This window comes from Halalkalicoccus jeotgali B3 (assembly GCF_000196895.1).
Classification (GTDB): Archaea; Halobacteriota; Halobacteria; order Halobacteriales; family Halalkalicoccaceae; genus Halalkalicoccus; species Halalkalicoccus jeotgali.
The window spans coordinates 1012753-1028450 of record NC_014297.1 but is presented as its reverse complement, the minus strand read 5'-3'; the positions used below and the strand labels follow the sequence as shown (position 1 = coordinate 1028450).

The 15698-nt window shown below is 64.2% G+C and carries 19 protein-coding genes; all 19 read left to right on the top strand.

Translation table 11 applies throughout. The features are described 5' to 3' along the window. Positions 1–19 precede the first annotated feature (19 nt). The 19 genes from HACJB3_RS05260 to HACJB3_RS05170 all read left to right on the top strand — a co-directional run bounded on the left by HACJB3_RS05260 (position 20) and on the right by HACJB3_RS05170 (position 15697). Positions 20–478 carry a hypothetical protein gene (locus HACJB3_RS05260; protein WP_238532834.1) on the top strand — a complete coding sequence of 153 codons (459 nt, stop codon included), beginning with the start codon at positions 20–22 and terminating at the stop codon, positions 476–478. Beyond that, positions 479–1549 carry an encapsulin gene (locus HACJB3_RS05255; protein ID WP_008414624.1) on the top strand — a complete coding sequence of 357 codons (1071 nt, stop codon included), beginning with the start codon at positions 479–481 and terminating at the stop codon, positions 1547–1549. A 6-nt stretch (positions 1550–1555) separates the two neighbouring features. Further along, positions 1556–2155 (top strand): hypothetical protein, encoded by a 600-nt coding sequence (locus HACJB3_RS05250; RefSeq protein ID WP_008414622.1) that lies wholly within the window; start codon positions 1556–1558, stop codon positions 2153–2155. Positions 2156–2166: 11 nt separating this feature from the next. Beyond that, complete coding sequence (locus HACJB3_RS05245; protein WP_008414620.1) at positions 2167–2562, top strand: hypothetical protein; 396 nt, start codon at positions 2167–2169, stop codon at positions 2560–2562. Positions 2563–2579: 17 nt separating this feature from the next. After that, positions 2580–3185: a hypothetical protein gene (locus HACJB3_RS05240; protein ID WP_008414619.1), complete on the top strand. Its 606-nt coding sequence runs from the start codon at positions 2580–2582 to the stop codon at positions 3183–3185. A gap of 6 nt (positions 3186–3191) precedes the next feature. Beyond that, on the top strand, positions 3192–3632 hold the full coding sequence (locus tag HACJB3_RS05235) for a phage virion morphogenesis protein (protein WP_008414618.1): 441 nt from the start codon (positions 3192–3194) through the stop codon (positions 3630–3632). A gap of 3 nt (positions 3633–3635) precedes the next feature. Further along, positions 3636–4082, top strand: coding sequence for a hypothetical protein (locus HACJB3_RS05230; RefSeq protein WP_008414617.1), 447 nt, complete (start codon positions 3636–3638; stop codon positions 4080–4082). Between the two features lie 10 nt (positions 4083–4092). Beyond that, positions 4093–4818, top strand: coding sequence for a hypothetical protein (locus tag HACJB3_RS05225; RefSeq protein ID WP_008414616.1), 726 nt, complete (start codon positions 4093–4095; stop codon positions 4816–4818). Positions 4819–4889: 71 nt separating this feature from the next. Then, complete coding sequence (locus HACJB3_RS05220) at positions 4890–6263, top strand: hypothetical protein (protein WP_008414615.1); 1374 nt, start codon at positions 4890–4892, stop codon at positions 6261–6263. A 19-nt stretch (positions 6264–6282) separates the two neighbouring features. After that, positions 6283–6684, top strand: a complete 402-nt coding sequence (locus tag HACJB3_RS05215) for a hypothetical protein (protein WP_008414614.1) — start codon at positions 6283–6285, stop codon at positions 6682–6684. A 92-nt stretch (positions 6685–6776) separates the two neighbouring features. After that, positions 6777–8021, top strand: a complete 1245-nt coding sequence (locus HACJB3_RS18710) for a hypothetical protein (protein ID WP_049934310.1) — start codon at positions 6777–6779, stop codon at positions 8019–8021. A gap of 124 nt (positions 8022–8145) precedes the next feature. Further along, a complete protein-coding gene (locus HACJB3_RS05205; RefSeq protein ID WP_238532833.1) occupies positions 8146–8352 on the top strand; it encodes a hypothetical protein in 207 nt (68 codons plus the stop codon). Next, entirely contained in the window at positions 8349–8792 is a 444-nt protein-coding gene (locus tag HACJB3_RS05200; RefSeq protein ID WP_008414610.1) for a hypothetical protein, read from the top strand. Before HACJB3_RS05205 ends, HACJB3_RS05200 begins: the two co-directional genes overlap by 4 nt. 48 nt (positions 8793–8840) lie before the next feature. Then, complete coding sequence (locus HACJB3_RS05195) at positions 8841–9020, top strand: hypothetical protein (RefSeq protein WP_008414608.1); 180 nt, start codon at positions 8841–8843, stop codon at positions 9018–9020. A 65-nt stretch (positions 9021–9085) separates the two neighbouring features. Continuing rightward, complete coding sequence (locus HACJB3_RS05190; RefSeq protein WP_008414607.1) at positions 9086–12631, top strand: phage tail tape measure protein; 3546 nt, start codon at positions 9086–9088, stop codon at positions 12629–12631. Between the two features lie 2 nt (positions 12632–12633). Then, positions 12634–13248, top strand: coding sequence for a hypothetical protein (locus HACJB3_RS05185; RefSeq protein WP_008414606.1), 615 nt, complete (start codon positions 12634–12636; stop codon positions 13246–13248). A 2-nt stretch (positions 13249–13250) separates the two neighbouring features. Continuing rightward, the gene (locus tag HACJB3_RS05180) at positions 13251–13700 is read left to right on the top strand and encodes a hypothetical protein (protein ID WP_008414604.1); all 450 of its coding nucleotides are present in this window, start codon (positions 13251–13253) and stop codon (positions 13698–13700) included. A 2-nt stretch (positions 13701–13702) separates the two neighbouring features. Then, on the top strand, positions 13703–14620 hold the full coding sequence (locus HACJB3_RS05175) for a hypothetical protein (protein ID WP_008414602.1): 918 nt from the start codon (positions 13703–13705) through the stop codon (positions 14618–14620). Between the two features lie 15 nt (positions 14621–14635). Further along, the gene (locus HACJB3_RS05170) at positions 14636–15697 is read left to right on the top strand and encodes a hypothetical protein (protein ID WP_008414600.1); all 1062 of its coding nucleotides are present in this window, start codon (positions 14636–14638) and stop codon (positions 15695–15697) included. Position 15698 lies beyond the last annotated feature (1 nt).

Sequence of the window (15698 nt, the reverse complement as noted above, 5' to 3'; positions counted from 1 at the left end):
CACCGCCATCCTCCGCGGCATGGACGAAATCGAAGTCGACGACCTTCCCGCGGCCGAAGACATTCGGCCAGGGGCACTTGTCGAGCGAAACGGCGACGAGCTCCAGAACCACTCCGAAGACGGCGGCCCGGCATCGCCGATGTTCGCCGTCGAAAAGCGCGACTGGGGAATGCTCGCCGACGATACCGATATCTTCGCGAACGAACTCTCGACGGTCAACAACGCAACTCACTTTGCGGGTGATACCGCGCTGTTCGCCGGGTTCGATAAGCTCCACCGTGTGTGGGGCCTTCTCGCCGACGGCAACACGGTTGAAGAGGACGATCTCCTCGTTTCGAACGGTGACGGGACGTTCCGTTCGATCGACAGCGGCGGTGGCGAGACTGCAGAGAACGCGATCGTTCGCGCCCTCGAAGGCGTTGACACGAGTGGGGAGTCAGACGGCCCCAACCGAATCCGTCTGGAGGTGATGATGTAAATGAGCACTCAGGACTACTACATGAATGACGGGCAGACAGGACTCGATGGACAGGGACTCAATCAGACCGCCAAGGGGCAGATGGGCGGCAGCGTTCGAGACCAGCTCAACGCCAACTCGGCCGAAGAACGCGACGAACTTCGCGTCAATGCATCGTCGCTCCCGCCGGCCATCCTCGACTCGATCGACGATACGGTCATGGCCCCGATGTACGACAACCTCGTCCTCGTGCAGTTGTTCGAGGAGGCGGAGCTGACCCACGACCTCCAGTGGTGGGAGACCGAAACCTCGTGGGGGATCCGTGGGCGGATGAATGAGGCCGAGCACTCTTCGGATCTCATGACTCGCAGCGAAGAGGGCGCACTCGCACAGGGTCGTGAAGGGATTGCCGTGCCCTACACGATCAAGGACTACCGCATCCCACAGGCCCAGATCGAGAAGGCGATCGCCTACGGCACGGACATCGAGGCACAGTACGCCGAAGGTGCGGGCGAGAGCGCGTCCGAGCTCCTCGAAGACACGATGCTCTACGGGTCGCGCATCCAGTTGACGACCCAGCAGGGCTACACGCTTGGCTGCCCTGGTATGCTGAACGTCGAAGGGCGGCTTCAGCAGCCCACGTCCGGGACGTGGGACGATGGTCCGACGGCGAAGAACGACGTCCTCGAAGGCATCGGTCAGCTGAAAGACCGGAAGTACTACGCTGAGGGGTCGGGCATGTGGCTGCTCACTGCGACGAAGCAGGACACGTACTTCAACCGCGATTACGAGACCACCGCAATCAACGACACCTCGACCCGGGATCGTCTCGAGGAAATCTCGGATCTTGACCGAATCGTCCACGTTCCGCGGATGCCCGACGGCGAGGCGGTCCTGTTCAAGCCCAGTCCGCAGGTCATCGACATGGCGCGTCTTCCCGACGGCCCACTCAACCTCTCGTGGGATAGCCATGGTGGCGTCGTGAACCAGTTCAAACTCTACCACCTGCTCGCGCCCAGGATCAAGCACAACCAGGACGGCAACACCGGCATCGTTCACTTCGCTGGTGCCGGTACTGATTCGGAGGCCTGATAGCGCATGGCAGATGATACGCAGGAATATCAGGTCCTGAACGAGCCCATCGCCGGTACCCAACCTGGCGAAACAATCGAACTCTCGCCGGACGTGGCAAGTGCGTTCGAGGATAATCTGCACCCTGCGGACGAAGACCTGCCCGATGACGAGTTCCGCTCGCAGGTCGTTGGTGGCAATGGCGGTCCGTCGACTCTTGCCGATCAGCCCGGTCCCGTCGAGGCGGGGGAGTATCGTGTCCACCGAACTCCGATTGGCGACGCCCAACCCGGCGACATCGAGCACTTCGAAGCGGGGATCGCTCGGGCGTTCGCCGACAACCTCCTCCCCACCGACGGAGACGAAGATCCGGAAAGTGAGTCCGGGACTACCGACACCGAGACTAGCACCGATGCCGACGATGGAACCAACCCCGAGGATTCCGGTTCAGAGAAGAGTTTCGACTCACCCGAAGAGTTTCTCGACCAAACGATTCCGGAGATCAAATCCGATCTCGAAGTAGCTGACCTCACCGACGAGCAGCTCGAAACCCTTCGGGAAACTGAGGCCGGCGGGGATGACCGCGACGGCGTGAAAAACGCGATCGGCGACTATCTCGCTGAGTAGTCCGACTGACTATGTCTTCGAACGGCGGTGATGGCACCGATCGTGTAAGTGCCGTCCATTACGAACTCGGCGATACTGAGCAGAATCTCGACGCGGGCCTGATCGAGTACCACCTGTCGCGAGCGGTTCGATTCGTCGAAAAGCGGAGCGTTGAATCAGCCGATGCTGCGGATGTTGATGAGGCGATCGCCATTGAGGCGGCATGGCGCGTCATCACTTCGGACAAACAGGCATTCCTCGACGCGAAGGGCGCTGCAGATGTCGACAAGAGCTGGGATGTCGGGGAGTTCATCGACCGGCTTTCAAATCGGCGAGATGAAATCCTCGACGAGATTACGGGAGATAACACCCCCTCGCTTCATTCTGTTGGCGATCGTCGGACGTGCAGGACGCCCCGCCGGTTTTGAGACCACATGGATCATACATGCCACTAACAGACGACCATCCACTGAGCGGCACGCACGAACAGGCCGGCGAGGCACTGCGCGATCGCCTCACCGAAACAGACCACACCGTCGACGACCTCCGCGAGGCGATCGACACTGGCGAGTACACCGCCGAGCAGTTGCGGACCTTCCGGCGCGTCGAGATGCGCCGCGATGACCCCCGGAGCACGGCACTCGACGCGCTCGACGAGGAACTCGACGTCCTCACCTCGGGCCCGGATCTCGCGACCGAAGAGCCCGACCTCACGCCGGCTGACGTCAACAGTTCGAGCGCGTCGCCGGCCATGCAACGAGCCGGACAAGGCGCAGGCGCGACTGAAGCAGGGCTCGAGGGAGTCGACCTCCCCGATCCGTACGCCAGCGGCGCACCTGAAACGCTCCGGATCTTCGTCCCGACAGCGATGGGGGTCGCCGGCGAGTTCTACCCGGATAAGGGAACGTACGACGTGCCCTACCGGACCGATCCCAACGGCGGTGATGATACCCGTGGGATGCAGGTCAAACTGAGTCTGGAGTCGGAGAACAATCCGGCCCGACTCTCCCGGCGCGACCCGCACCACCCCGAGTACGACCCGGACGGCTAATCGCCCATGCCAGTCAACCGATCCGACAACCTCCGAGAGGCCGAGACGGCGATCGTCGCGGCCTTCTCGACGGGGCTACTGGAGGCCGCCCGATCGGAACTCGAACGGATCGAACGCAACTGGGACCAGGACAAAGACGCTCTCGGGCGGTCATGGACGCCGCTGGCCGAGTCGACGATTCGGAAGAAGGGGCACAGTCGGATCCTTCGCGAGAGCGGCAGCATGCGACAGAGCGGGTTCGTGAGTCGGTCGGGGCCTAACGCTGTCACGTTGGGCATCGCCGATCCGAAGATCCAGATACACGAATGGGGGACCGAAGACATCCCACCGCGGAAGGTCCTGGGTCCGGCGAAGACACACCTCCGGGCCGGACATCTGCGGTCAGTCCTCACGAAGCGCATCGCGAAGGCGATCCTGGCGCTGAAGTTCGGCATGGCGATCCGGTAGATCATGTCCTGGCACGCCTCCACCGACGCTGGCCCGTGGAATGACTCACTGGCCGGCGTCATCGACGATCCCGATTTTACTCGGCCGGTCGTCTGGCGTCCGGGCGAGGCCGTCGATAGCGATACCGATGGCTCGACCGACTACGAGTTCGGCGATCCCGTCGAGATGGAACTACTCATCGTCTCGCCGGAGGTCTCGCCGTTCGACCGGGCCGTCGAGGGGCCCGACGAGGACGTCGAGTATGCACTGTGTGCGATGCTCGAGCGAGGAATCACTCGGGGCGACCGGCTGGCGTTCGACGACGCCCGTGACGAATCGCCGGGTCTCTATCGCGTCGGCACGCCGGAAGTGACGGACTTCGACGGCGATCGGATCGCGTGGTACGCACTGACGGCCGACGAGCGGGGCGACAGTAGCGACGAAGAGAGTGGCGGCTACCCCGTCCGATAGACCTGATAGCATGCTCGACCAGCCAACACGCGAGACGATCCGGAGGTCGCTACCGGAGGTCTACTGGGTCGATATCGATCACCCTGACGAGGGGATCTCGCAGACGGCAATCCAGCCCCAGCTCCGATGGCACTATCAGAGCTTCGACCGGCCCGAGCCGCCGTACGAGTCGGTCACGATGTCTCTCGATCCGACCGGCGTTCTCGAAGAAGAGCAGACGATCGATCGGGAGCGCTCACGCGAAGTGTTCGATCCCGAGGGCGTCGAGGAGGGGCACGCTCACGGTGCGGTCACGAAGGGATACGACGTCTACGACGTCCTCAACCTGATCGTGACTGCCCGGGGGAACGCGACGATCGCGGGCGAGCAGTACACTCCCAACGATCGGGCATCAGCACTGGCGGATGCGGTCAAATCGTTCCTGATCGAGCGCTGGCCATCGCGTCCGCTTGATCACTTCGACTCAGATGGTGCTCCGCTCGATCCCGACGACCCGTCGCTCCCCGCACAGTACGCCGACGAGATCGACCCGGAGATAACGGTTCGTCCGATCCCGGGGCGGGGGCCCAAGGACGTCACCGACCAGGTCGACGCCGCGGGCGCACAGTACGACGCCGCGGTCGAACTGGCATATGCCGACGAGTGGACCGAGTATCGCTACCTCGTGAGTGAGGCGGGTGTCCATCCGACGCCGGCCATCGACGGCGAGGAGATCGAACCGTACGACACGAAGTGAGCAGTCCAATGCAGAGAACCATCATCGCCGCGAGCTGCGGCACGATCACAGACAGGAGACACAACTGACAGATGCCACGCATCGATAACGCAGTTTCATTCACCGTTGAGGAAGAGTTCGCGGCGAGTCCGCGAGATACCCTGCAGGAGGTCGCACTGATCGGCAGTGCGCCGACTGCAGAGGAACCGACGGCAGGCTTCAACAGCCTGTCACACTACACCGACGCCAGCGCGGTCGCCGATGACTTCGGCGAGGATAGCGACGTCCACACTGCCGCGATGGAGGTCTTCGGCGAAGGCACGGAGATGCTCCGTGCGATGGTCCTCGAGGCCAGCGAGCACACCGAGACGTTCGGCGCTGCCGAAGCGACCGACACCGCTCAGGTCGAGAACACGCCGATCACCGGCCTCGAGGACGTCACCGTCACTATCGACGATACTGATGCCGAGGTCGTCGACGTGATTAGTGCCCCGCCGGACATCACGGAGGCCGAGGAGCGTCGCGAGGAGTCCGTCGACGCCCCACCACTGGCCGCGCTCAACCGTGATACCGGCGAACTGACCACCGACACCGAGACGTCCGGAACCGGCACTGGAATCGAGATCACCTACTCGACACTCCCGTGGCGTGACGCGTTCGACGAACTCGAGAGCGTCACGGTCGACATCATCGATCTCGCGAACCACCGGTATGGCTATCACTCGATCGGGGACATGGACGAACTCGGCCCGTGGATGGACGCCGAGGAGGTCATGCGAGTGCAGCCGTACGTCAACGGCCAGACGTTCGACCGGCCCGAGGAGGGGCTCGCGCTCGCCCATGAGGTCGGTGGCTACGCCCCCTCGAAGTGGGTCCTACCGATGGCGAACGAATCGCCGACCGATGGCCTCGGCGGTCGGATCGCGGGGCTCTACTCGACGAACGATGTCGACTACAACATCATCTACAAGTCGATCGCTGCGAGCGTGCCGAACAACACGCGGTACACTCGCCTGATCGGCGATGTGGGTCTCTCGGGCACCTTCGAAGGTGGTGACGAGGGAAGCGGCCCGTCGAACGTCCTCGAGGACGACGGCGGTGTGTACGCGACGAACTCGCTCACGACGGCCGGGATCGAAGACGACTATCGCTACCTCGACCGGACGCGACGCGTCGCCTACGCGAAGAACCGTGCGAAGCTCGCACTGCAGGACTTGCTCCGATCCGACGATCGGTCGTTCGATCAGTACACGAAGACCGATATCGAGCAGGCCATCGAAGAGGAGTTCGCCGACGCCATCGGTGGGCGTAACGCGATGTTCACCTCGGTCGGACACAACGTCCCCGAGCCCGAAGACACGGCTCGCGAAGAGCGGGCCAATCGAATCTGGGAGAACATCGAGCTGCTGATCAACCTGAACGAGCCCGTCCACCGCATGAGCGGGACGATCCGGGCCACGCTGTAACTGACTGGAGGATTCACCAATGTCAATCAAACAAACCCCGAGCGGACAGTCCACTCGCGTCGCCGTCGAAGAAGCAACCGGGAACGTCCTTGGCGTCCCGCTCATTCGTTTTTCGGGCTTCGATTTCGAGATCGAGGACCCGAGCGAGCGCGAGCGAGCTATTGAGGGCGACACCGTCCACTACGATCGCCCGGTCGACCCCAGCGGGTCGTTCAGCCTCTATCCAACGTCGCCGAGCGTCTCGGCGATGTATGAGGCGATTCTCGCCCGCAAGATCGGGAGTGTGGCCTACACACTCCCCGACGATGACACGAAGGGCAGGCATGCAGTAACGGGCGTTCGCTTCACGAACGTCTCCCAGGACGAGCTCGACACCGGGTATCTCTACACCGGCGACTGGGAAGGCGACTTCGTGATCTGAGGCGTCCCGCCTCAGGCGACGACCTGCCGGCCCGAGAGCGCACACTTTTTCGTACCGCATCCACACCGCATTTCGGATGCACGACACCCATCATGCCAGACGATACGCACCCTCGCGATCGCGACGATCACCAAGACGAACAGTCTCGCTCACAGTCGAGCGACGAACAGCCGTTCAGCGGGATCGAGACCGAGATCGGGGACAGAGATCAGAATCAGCGTCAGGATCAGGACCCCATCCCGGACACGAGTGGAGCATCCAGCCCAGCGTCATCGACCGAGAACGACGACTCGGCAGTCGCTCGCCTCCGAGAGATGCACGCCGAGTCGGATGGGGCTGTCGAGGATTCGATCGGAATCCCCGATCATCTCCGCGGGAAGCATCCGATGGATATCACACTCGATGACCTCGACCATCCCGAGATATCCAAGGAGGCTCGCGAAGAGGCGATCAACACACTCACCCACCTGCAAGAGGAGCTCGAGGCTCGGCACGAAGGGGAGGACGACACTACTGCGGACGGCGCAGAGGGCCAGCCTCGCACTCATCACGAACTCGAAACCGACCACGAGGAGGTCAACCTCAACACCGTCCTCAGAGTCGTGACCGGGCGCTCTGATCGCACCCCGACCGTCGAGCAAGTGCGCGACGCCTACCGGAACGACGAGATCTCCGAAGCGGAGATGGAGGCCGTCCTTCCCGAGGCGATTCGGGGCGAGAACCAGCCCGTAACGGACGAGACGGCCGAGTCTAACCCTGCCCCCTCGGAGAGTGCCACGGCGTCACACCAGTCGAGCACGGGCGCACACGAGCCGATGACGGACGCTGACGAGTCGAGCCTGGAGTCGGAGCCGACACTCGAGAGCACCGACCTCCTGAACGACGACGGTGAGTTCCCCTGGGAAGAAGAGGAGGTTATCAGCGATGCGTCGAAGGTCGGCGAACGCGATGTCCTCAAATTCGGCTACAAGGGCGTCCCGTTCGACGTCTGGGAGCCTGAGGACAAGCAGCAGTACGAGGACAAGCTCGGGTTGCTTGAGAACTTCCAGGATCTCGATAGTGGCAAGCAAGAGGCCCAGGCGCGGCGCTTCGCCCGCGAACTCGCTGACGACCTCCTCGAGATCGACGGTCACCCACACCAAGCCGTCTACCAAGTCGAGCATCCCGACCGGGGCAACCTCGTGATCGCCGACGAGGACGGGTCGAAGGGGCTGGCGAGCCACCCGAACGCCACCCCGATCTGGGATGCCATGAGCTGGTACGATCGCATGATGATCGGCCAGCGCATGGGCCAGTTCGTCCACGGCGACGCCAAATTTCGACAGAGGCGCCGCTAAGGAGTATGCCGATTCGCCGACCGGGCGCCGTCGGCTCATCATCGCGGAGCAAGAGTGGAATAACTACACCTACGAGGACGTCCTCCGCTGGTCACGCGATCGCGTGGATTTCTACCTCATCAACATGAACAGCCTGAACGAATGGCGTGAGGAGGAACGCGAGCGGGCCGAAGAGCGGGCGAAGTACGGCGAGAAGCCCGATCACCTCACCGACGAGGAGTGGGGCCTCTTGCCCGAGCAGATCAAAGAGGACGTCGCGAAGGGGCGGGCGGACGACCGCGAACTCGAGTTGTTCCTCGAGCGGGCGAAAGAACAACAAAACAACACATGAGCGAGCAAACGACACCGGACTACGAGTACGACGGCGACGGCGAGGATCGCGAAGACCTCGGCCCCGGCGAGCAGGTTGACACCGAACTCTTCAGCGAAGTCGAAGAGGACAGTGACTACGAGGTGATCGCCGAGTCGTGGATCGGCGAGCCGGCCCGGACGGAGTTCCGAATCCATCCGATTGATGGCGGCGAGCCAAAGCGCTTCGTGTTCGCCGAGCCCGATTCCGAGGAGACGATGAACCAGATCCTCTTAGCCGTCATCGAGGACGATCGGTACCGACTCTGTTCGGCCGTCGTTGACGAGCCGGAGCTGACGTACGACCGGTGGGCGAACGCCCTCACCGAACGCGAGCGGTCGCTCTTGTTCGATCACGTCGCCGCCTGGGTTCGTCTCTCGGACTACGTCGATATTGACGTCGTCGAGGATGGGCTCGCCTGAGCCGGTCAGGCCAAAGCATTCATCTCTCCGGTCGCCGAGGTCGCTCGTATGGCAACGCAACAGTTCGAATATAAACAGTTTAACCCCGATATCGCCGACGTTCGGAATGGCGATCTCGAGGACCGAATCAACGAACTCGCGGCTGAGGGGTGGGTGCTCGATGAGCGCTGTACCTGGCAGGGCTCGACGATCGCGATGATCTTCCGGCGGCCGGTCGACGACGTATAGGACGGACGGTAGTTTTCGGCGCTTGCTGAGCGCGAGCGACAGCTGTAGACTGTTTTCATCAACTCATGAGCGGAGCACCAGGAGGGGGCGCACAGCCCGTCGGCGGGCTCTCGATCGTCCTGCAGGGCGACACGCAGTCTTTCACGACGGCGATGGGTGCCGCTCGCGGCGAGCTCGACCAGACGGAAGCCGAGATGGATGCCGTCGACGGGAAGGCCCGTGCTCTCGAGGGGGCGTTCCTCGCTGCGGCGGCCGGGACGACGGCACTCGTTGCGGGCCTCGCCGGGATCGTCCGGGCGGGCGGCCCCGTCGAGGCGACCTTTAGCCGGGTCGAGGTGCTGGCCGGGGCGACGACCGAGGAGATGAACGCGATGCGGGACATGTCCTCGACGCTCGGCGCGGAGATGCCGCTGACGATGACGGAGATCGCGAACTCCTTCGAGCAGCTCACCCGTCGCGGTCTCGAAGCCGAAGAGGCTCTTGCCGCCGTCGAGAGCGTCTCGCAACTGGCGGTCGCCGGTGGCCTCCAGATGGGGCAGGCGGCCTCGATCGCGACGAACGCGATGAACGCGTTCGGTCTTGAAGCCGATCAGGTCTCGGCGGTCGCCGACACGCTCGCCTCGGTCGCCTCGAGTACGGCGGCCGACGTCTCGGGGCTCGGCGATGCGATGCGCTATGCGGCGACGTCCGCGAATCAGGTCGGCCTCTCGGTCACGGACCTCTCCGCTGCGGTCGGGACGCTCTCGGACGCTGGCCTCGACGCGAGCACGGCAGGGACGTCGATGGACGCCATGCTCCGTTCGCTCGTCAACCCCGCCGGGAAAGCCGAGGAAGCGCTCTCGGAGCTTGGTCTGACGACCGACGATTTCTTCGACGAAGAGGGGAACATGCGCTCGATCGGCGAGGTTGCGACGATGCTCGACGAGCAGATGGCCGATCTCTCCGCCCACGAGCGATCCCAACTCCTGAATCAGATCTTCAACGCCCGAGGCGCTCGGGCGATGGGCTCGCTGATCGCCCAGTCCGAGTCGCTCAACGAGACGCTCCAGGAGACGGCCTACTCACAGGCCGGCGGGGCGATCGAGCGCCTGCAGGGACTCGACGACGAAGCACTGGCGACGCGCCAGGCACAGGTCGGCTTCGAACTCCGACCCGGCAGTACCGAGGACGTCCTCCAGCAGATCAGTGAGCAAGCGAGTTCGCAAGAGGAGGCGGCGTTCATGCTCGAGGCGGGGCTCGCGATCGACTCCGGGGCGGCGGAGCAACTGGCCCCACAACTCGCCAACGCAGAGGGCAGCTTCAAGGATCTCGCCGCGTCGATCGACGAGGCAACGACATCGGCCGACCTCGCCGAGGCGGCGATGGACAACGTCCAGGGGCAGATCACGTACTTACGAGGTAGTGCGTCGGCGCTCGCCTACGAGATGTTCCAGGGGGCGGCCCCAGGGATCTCGGCGTTCTTGGACGTCGCGATGACGGCCGCCGACGCACTCGGCGAGATGCCCTGGTTGCTTGAGGCGATGGGGGCGGGGATGGTCGTCGCGACCGGCGCTTCCCTCGCGCTGACGGCCGCACTCGGGGCGGCAATCGTCCAGATCAAGCTGCAGAACCTCGCGGCGATGTCGGCGATGGACAGCACGTACGGCTACGCGGCCGCCCAGCACATCCTCTCGGGAGCCTCTCGGGCGGCGGCGGGTGCGCAGTGGCTGATGACGGCTTCGACGGGGCAACTCACGTCGGCGCTGTGGGCCTCGCGTGCGGGCTCACTCGCGACGGCGGCGAGCAAGATGACGCTTACCGGAGCCGTCACCGCTGCCGGCGGGGCGATGAAGGGGGCAGCCGTCGCCGCGAAAGGCTTGCTCGTCTCGCTCGGCCCGCTGGGCTGGATCGTCCTCGGGATCACGGCGGCGTGGGCTGCCTGGCGGGCCGGCCTGTTCGACTGGCTCGGGATCGGCCAAGAGGCCGACGCCGTCGTCGGTATTCTGACCGGGACGATCGGCGGCCTGTGGAATATCATCACGGGCGTTGCCGGCGCGACGTGGTCGTTCATCAAGGTCCTTGGCCGGCTCGGAGGGATCCTAATCAAGATCGCCGCTCTGCCGATCACGCTCCCGATATCGCTCATCGGCGCGGCGTTCCGCGCTGCCGGCGATGCCGCGGGCTACTTCACCGGATTCCTGAAGCGGGCAGCCTCGCCGATCGAGTCGACGCGGAGTCACATCGAGACGATCCACACCGCGGTCGACCGATTCAACGAGCGCTTCGGCGGCGCTGCCGATCGGGTGGCGACGTTCATCCGCGTCCTGTCGTTGTTCACCGCGCCGGGGCTGGTTTACTGGCTCGTCCGGGCGGCGACCGGCGCTGACGATCTCGAGGAGAAGCTCGGCCCACTGGGCGGGCTCATTCAGGGCGTCGCCGACGCCGGCAACGCATTCGTCGACTGGGCCGTCGAGGGGACGATCGGCCGACTCAACGACCGTCTCGAGGTGTGGGCCTACCGACTGGGCGTGGCGCGGGGCGTCCTCCGTGGCCTGCTGAATATCGGCTCGGCCTTCGCCTCGTGGGCGCTTTCGCCAGTACTCGACCGGATCAACGAGCGGACCGCCGCCGCAAAGCAGCGTTTCGACTCGTTCAAACAGGGAATCAACGCGGCGATCGACCCGTTCCGCCGACTGCTCGCCTGGATGCAGCGCGTGATCGATAAGGTGCCCGACCTCCCCTCGAAGGAGGATATCCCGATCATCGGCGGGCTCTTCGGCGGCGATGACCAGCCCGCCGCGGGCGGTGCAGAGCCGGGGGCCGACTCGCAGGCGCTCGGCAAGACGTACGCTTCCGGAGCCAACGCTGGCGAGGGCGCGGTCGAATCCGTCGCGTCGTCGATCGCCGAGACGGCGGCCTCGTACCTACCCTCCAGCGATGCCGACAGGGGCCCGCTGTCGAATCTCACTGAGCAAGGGCGTGCGCTGCCGGAGACCCTCGCGCTCGGCGCACGGGCGAGCGAGGGCCAGGTCGCAAGTGAGATGGAGCGTGTGGCGGGGGCTGCTCACGACGCGATCACCATGCCGACCGACATACTGACACCCGAAGTGGACGACCCGACGATCAATCCGACGGTCGATCAACCGGGGCCGGTCTCGGCACCGGTCACCCCCGAGACGACCGTCTCACCCACTGGCCCGATCGGTCCGGGTGGTGGTGGGGCGGGTGCTGCGGCGGCCGTCGCTGGCGGCGGGCAGACGACCGCCCCCGTTACACCACAGCAGACGTCGCGATCGGGACCGGATGACTCGGGAGATGGTGGGAGTGATGGGTTCGATCCTGGACCACAGGGGCCTGCCGGGCCTCGTGGGCCGGTTTCAGTACCGGCACCCCGGACTGGATCCGGAGATTCGGAAGGGCAGTCGAGTGCAACGGGCCAGGCGGGTCAGACTGGGCAGTCGATCGACGTCCACATCACGACCAACGTCGGCGACGTGATCGTCGACGCCAGTGACGCGGGGACGCCCGCAGAAGTGGGCAACGCGGTCAGCGAAGCCCTCCTCAACCAGCGCATGACCGAGTTCGAGACGGAGGTCAAACGCGTCTTCCGGAAGTTCCGCGACGGTGACTAACTATGGCAGGAGACGAACCCGGCGTCCGGAAAGTCACGAACCCGCACGGTAGCGGGCAGCCGATGATCATCGACGGCATGGAGCTCCGTGCCGGGATCCAGAGCGATCAATCGAGCGGGCAGGACGCCCCAACGAAATCCCTCGAGGACGGCGCAGAGATCAGCCAGCGCAACGTCCTCATACCACAGTCGGGGACGATCTACGCCGCGGCTGAGTCCTCGGAGATCGCGCAGTTGCGGGCTGTCGCCGAGGAGGAAGACCCAATCTCGATTACGACGGCGGAAGGGACCGTCTCGGAGGTCGTCGTCGAGAACGTCCGCCGGAATCGAGAAGGGAAGTACACGAACAAATTCGATATCGAGTTCGAGTGGCGGCAAGTGTTCGTCGCCGAGGTCGGCGCGGGCTCGATCGAGGCCGTTACCGAGGACGGCCCGGCGACTGAGGGGGCCGAAAGCCAACCCGGTGACGACGTCGTCGGATCCGAATCCCGATCGACGAGCGACGGGGCGACTGTCGATGGCGGCGATGGCGAGGGTGGCACTGATGGTGACGGTGGAAGTGGTGCTCTCTCACCCGTCACGAGTATCGCGAACGACGTCGCGGGGCTATTCTCCTGATCATGCCGAACGAACCTGAGACGTACGACGTTACGGAGTGGGATGCGATTCCCCTCCCGGATGGACGACTCTCCGATAAGCGGCCGGTCAAACGAACGGTCCGCGACCATCCAGCATGGCCGGGCCAGCCATTCACTCTTCTCTTCGAATGGAACGAATCGTTCGGGGATGGGGGCGCGTGGATCTGGACTGTCGAGCTCGCAGGACGGATGGATGACGCCACGATCGTCGAGCGCCAACCCGTCCGATACGCCGACCCGTACACGTTTCGCGACCGGATCTCGTTTCTCTTCGTCGATTTCTCGCGACGAGAGCGCCGGATCACGCCCGCAAACCTCGGGAGTGAGGTGGAGTTGATCGCCCTTCCCGAACGTGGGTCGCCCGGATTCGATGCCTGGCTTGCCCGACAGCTCGACACTGACGAGAACGCGGACGAACCTGTCGAGGTGTAACGGTGGGCTACGACGCCTTTCAGCAAGTCCGAGAGCTAGCGACCTCGGCGTGGACCGTCCGGGCCGCCGGTCAGCCCGAGGACGTCCGCATGGAGATCGAGGTCAGCCACAGCGAAGACGATGGCCTGTCGGCGACCGTTGCGATCTGGAACATCAGCTGGGACTCGTGGCAGGCGATCGACGAGGGCGACCCCTTCCGAATCAAGCTGGGCTATCGGGACGGGCCTGTTCGGACAGTCTTCTTCGGTACGATCGAAGAGAAGGCCAGCCCGGAGAGTGAGAAGGCGGATACGTCCTACACGATCTCTGGACCCGACGAGTCAGAGAAAGCGATCCGGGGGCGATACCGAACGCGAACCTGGGAATCGCCCGACATCGGGATGGTCGTCCGAGACATCGCCTCGATGGCGGGCATCTCGGCCGGTCAGATCGATACCCCCGGTGGAACGCTCGACGAGCGCTGGTCGATCTCGAAGAAGCATTCGCTCAAACACGCCCTCGATCGCCTCGTCGAGGAGGCGGGCGAACTCGGCGATGAAGAGTACGAATGGTACGCCATCGCCGGGACGTTACACTTCCTTCCGAAGGCCACGAGCGCTCCGGTCGAGATCAACGCTCTCGTGTCTGGCGAGCAGGGGAACCTGATCCGGGCCGAAGAGGCCGAAGGGACGCAGAAGAAGTCCGAGGGTGGGTCGAACATCGAGTTCGAGGCGCTAATCGATCCGTTGATCGAGAAGGATGCTCTCGTCCCACTGGAGTCGACCGAGCACGCCGGTGCCTATCGAGTGGCCCACTACACGCTCGACTCGTCGACCGAATCGGGAAGTCATACGATGAGTGGCGAGCTCGTCCCGACCGACGGCGAGTATCGCCTCGTCGAGGAGGGTGGGACTGGGGCCCGGTATCATCCCGTGCAGTGAGGCTTTTCGTACATCATGGTAGACCTAAGCAACGTCGCAGAAGACCTCGCTCGCGGGACCGAACGCGTCCGTCGGGAGAAGTACTTCGCCGAGTGGGCGATCCTCGAGCAGCTCACCGACGGAAAGAATCGCGGCCTCGTCCACAACGCCCATGACGAGCAACAGTCGGCAAAGGACGTTCCGATCATCTGGACGTCGGCGGGCGATGGATGGGGCGAGGAACACCCGATCGAGGTGCCGAAGAAGGGGCTCTTACTCGTACCGGATCGCCCGACGCCCGAGGAGATCGAGACGTCGGAGTATCTCGAGCGGCCCTCGAAGCGTCGCGATCACGAGTTCGAGGATGGCCTGTTCATCCCCGGGATCTGGTTCGACGACGAAGAGGATCTCGGGACCGATCCTCTCGAGTACCTGTATCGATTTCCCGGAGGAGCGGAGATCAACGTCACTGAGGAAAGCGATGTCTTCGTGCGCCATCCGCAGGGCCACGAGATCGAAGTGAGCGATGGACAGGTCCGGATCGAGTTCGCCCGCTCGGACGGCGAGACATCGGAGATCCTCGTCGATGACGAGCAGGCGTCGATCCAACTCCCCGATACACTCAACGAGTTCGCAACCGACCCGACCGGCGCGATCGCCGTCGACGAGCGCGGCGAGGCGACCCTCGACGGACGGGCATCGATCGGCGATCGCGATGCTTACCGGGAGGACACCGAATCGGAGATCACGGATCCCGACGACCCCCGGCCGTATGATCGCGTCGACGAGCCCGTTGCGCCGATCGTCGATCCGAGCGAGACCTCCCAGACCGAGTACCGGAATCCCGACACGGCGCGGCTACAGGGCCCGCTCAACTGCGGGTTCTTCGAGCTTCGTGGGTTAGTCCCCGAGCGCCGGGAGATGGATCCCGATCCAGCCGTGACGGACCCGACGAATCCGGCCTACGTCGACCTTGATGCGATCGAGGACGAGATCGGCGAGCGCCGGCTTCCGATGCACATCTTCTGGCATACCGAAGACCAAGAACTCAAGATCTGGGTCCCGGCGGACGAAGCGGCCGATACGATCTACCCCTGAC

Bases quoted from the DNA above. Each gene is read 5' to 3' on its own strand.
- HACJB3_RS05215 (WP_008414614.1), top strand. From the start codon at position 6,283: ATGTCAATCAAACAAACCCCGAGCGGACAGTCCACTCGCGTCGCCGTC.
- HACJB3_RS05205 (WP_238532833.1), top strand. From the start codon at position 8,146: ATGAACAGCCTGAACGAATGGCGTGAGGAGGAACGCGAGCGGGCCGAA.
- HACJB3_RS05200 (WP_008414610.1), top strand. From the start codon at position 8,349: ATGAGCGAGCAAACGACACCGGACTACGAGTACGACGGCGACGGCGAG.
- HACJB3_RS05235 (WP_008414618.1), top strand. From the start codon at position 3,192: ATGCCAGTCAACCGATCCGACAACCTCCGAGAGGCCGAGACGGCGATC.
- HACJB3_RS18710 (WP_049934310.1), top strand. From the start codon at position 6,777: ATGCCAGACGATACGCACCCTCGCGATCGCGACGATCACCAAGACGAA.
- HACJB3_RS05255 (WP_008414624.1), top strand. From the start codon at position 479: ATGAGCACTCAGGACTACTACATGAATGACGGGCAGACAGGACTCGAT.
- HACJB3_RS05170 (WP_008414600.1), top strand. From the start codon at position 14,636: ATGGTAGACCTAAGCAACGTCGCAGAAGACCTCGCTCGCGGGACCGAA.
- HACJB3_RS05195 (WP_008414608.1), top strand. From the start codon at position 8,841: ATGGCAACGCAACAGTTCGAATATAAACAGTTTAACCCCGATATCGCC.
- HACJB3_RS05225 (WP_008414616.1), top strand. From the start codon at position 4,093: ATGCTCGACCAGCCAACACGCGAGACGATCCGGAGGTCGCTACCGGAG.
- HACJB3_RS05220 (WP_008414615.1), top strand. From the start codon at position 4,890: ATGCCACGCATCGATAACGCAGTTTCATTCACCGTTGAGGAAGAGTTC.
- HACJB3_RS05260 (WP_238532834.1), top strand. From the start codon at position 20: ATGGACGAAATCGAAGTCGACGACCTTCCCGCGGCCGAAGACATTCGG.
- HACJB3_RS05250 (WP_008414622.1), top strand. From the start codon at position 1,556: ATGGCAGATGATACGCAGGAATATCAGGTCCTGAACGAGCCCATCGCC.
- HACJB3_RS05190 (WP_008414607.1), top strand. From the start codon at position 9,086: ATGAGCGGAGCACCAGGAGGGGGCGCACAGCCCGTCGGCGGGCTCTCG.
- HACJB3_RS05240 (WP_008414619.1), top strand. From the start codon at position 2,580: ATGCCACTAACAGACGACCATCCACTGAGCGGCACGCACGAACAGGCC.
- HACJB3_RS05185 (WP_008414606.1), top strand. From the start codon at position 12,634: ATGGCAGGAGACGAACCCGGCGTCCGGAAAGTCACGAACCCGCACGGT.
- HACJB3_RS05180 (WP_008414604.1), top strand. From the start codon at position 13,251: ATGCCGAACGAACCTGAGACGTACGACGTTACGGAGTGGGATGCGATT.
- HACJB3_RS05230 (WP_008414617.1), top strand. From the start codon at position 3,636: ATGTCCTGGCACGCCTCCACCGACGCTGGCCCGTGGAATGACTCACTG.
- HACJB3_RS05245 (WP_008414620.1), top strand. From the start codon at position 2,167: ATGTCTTCGAACGGCGGTGATGGCACCGATCGTGTAAGTGCCGTCCAT.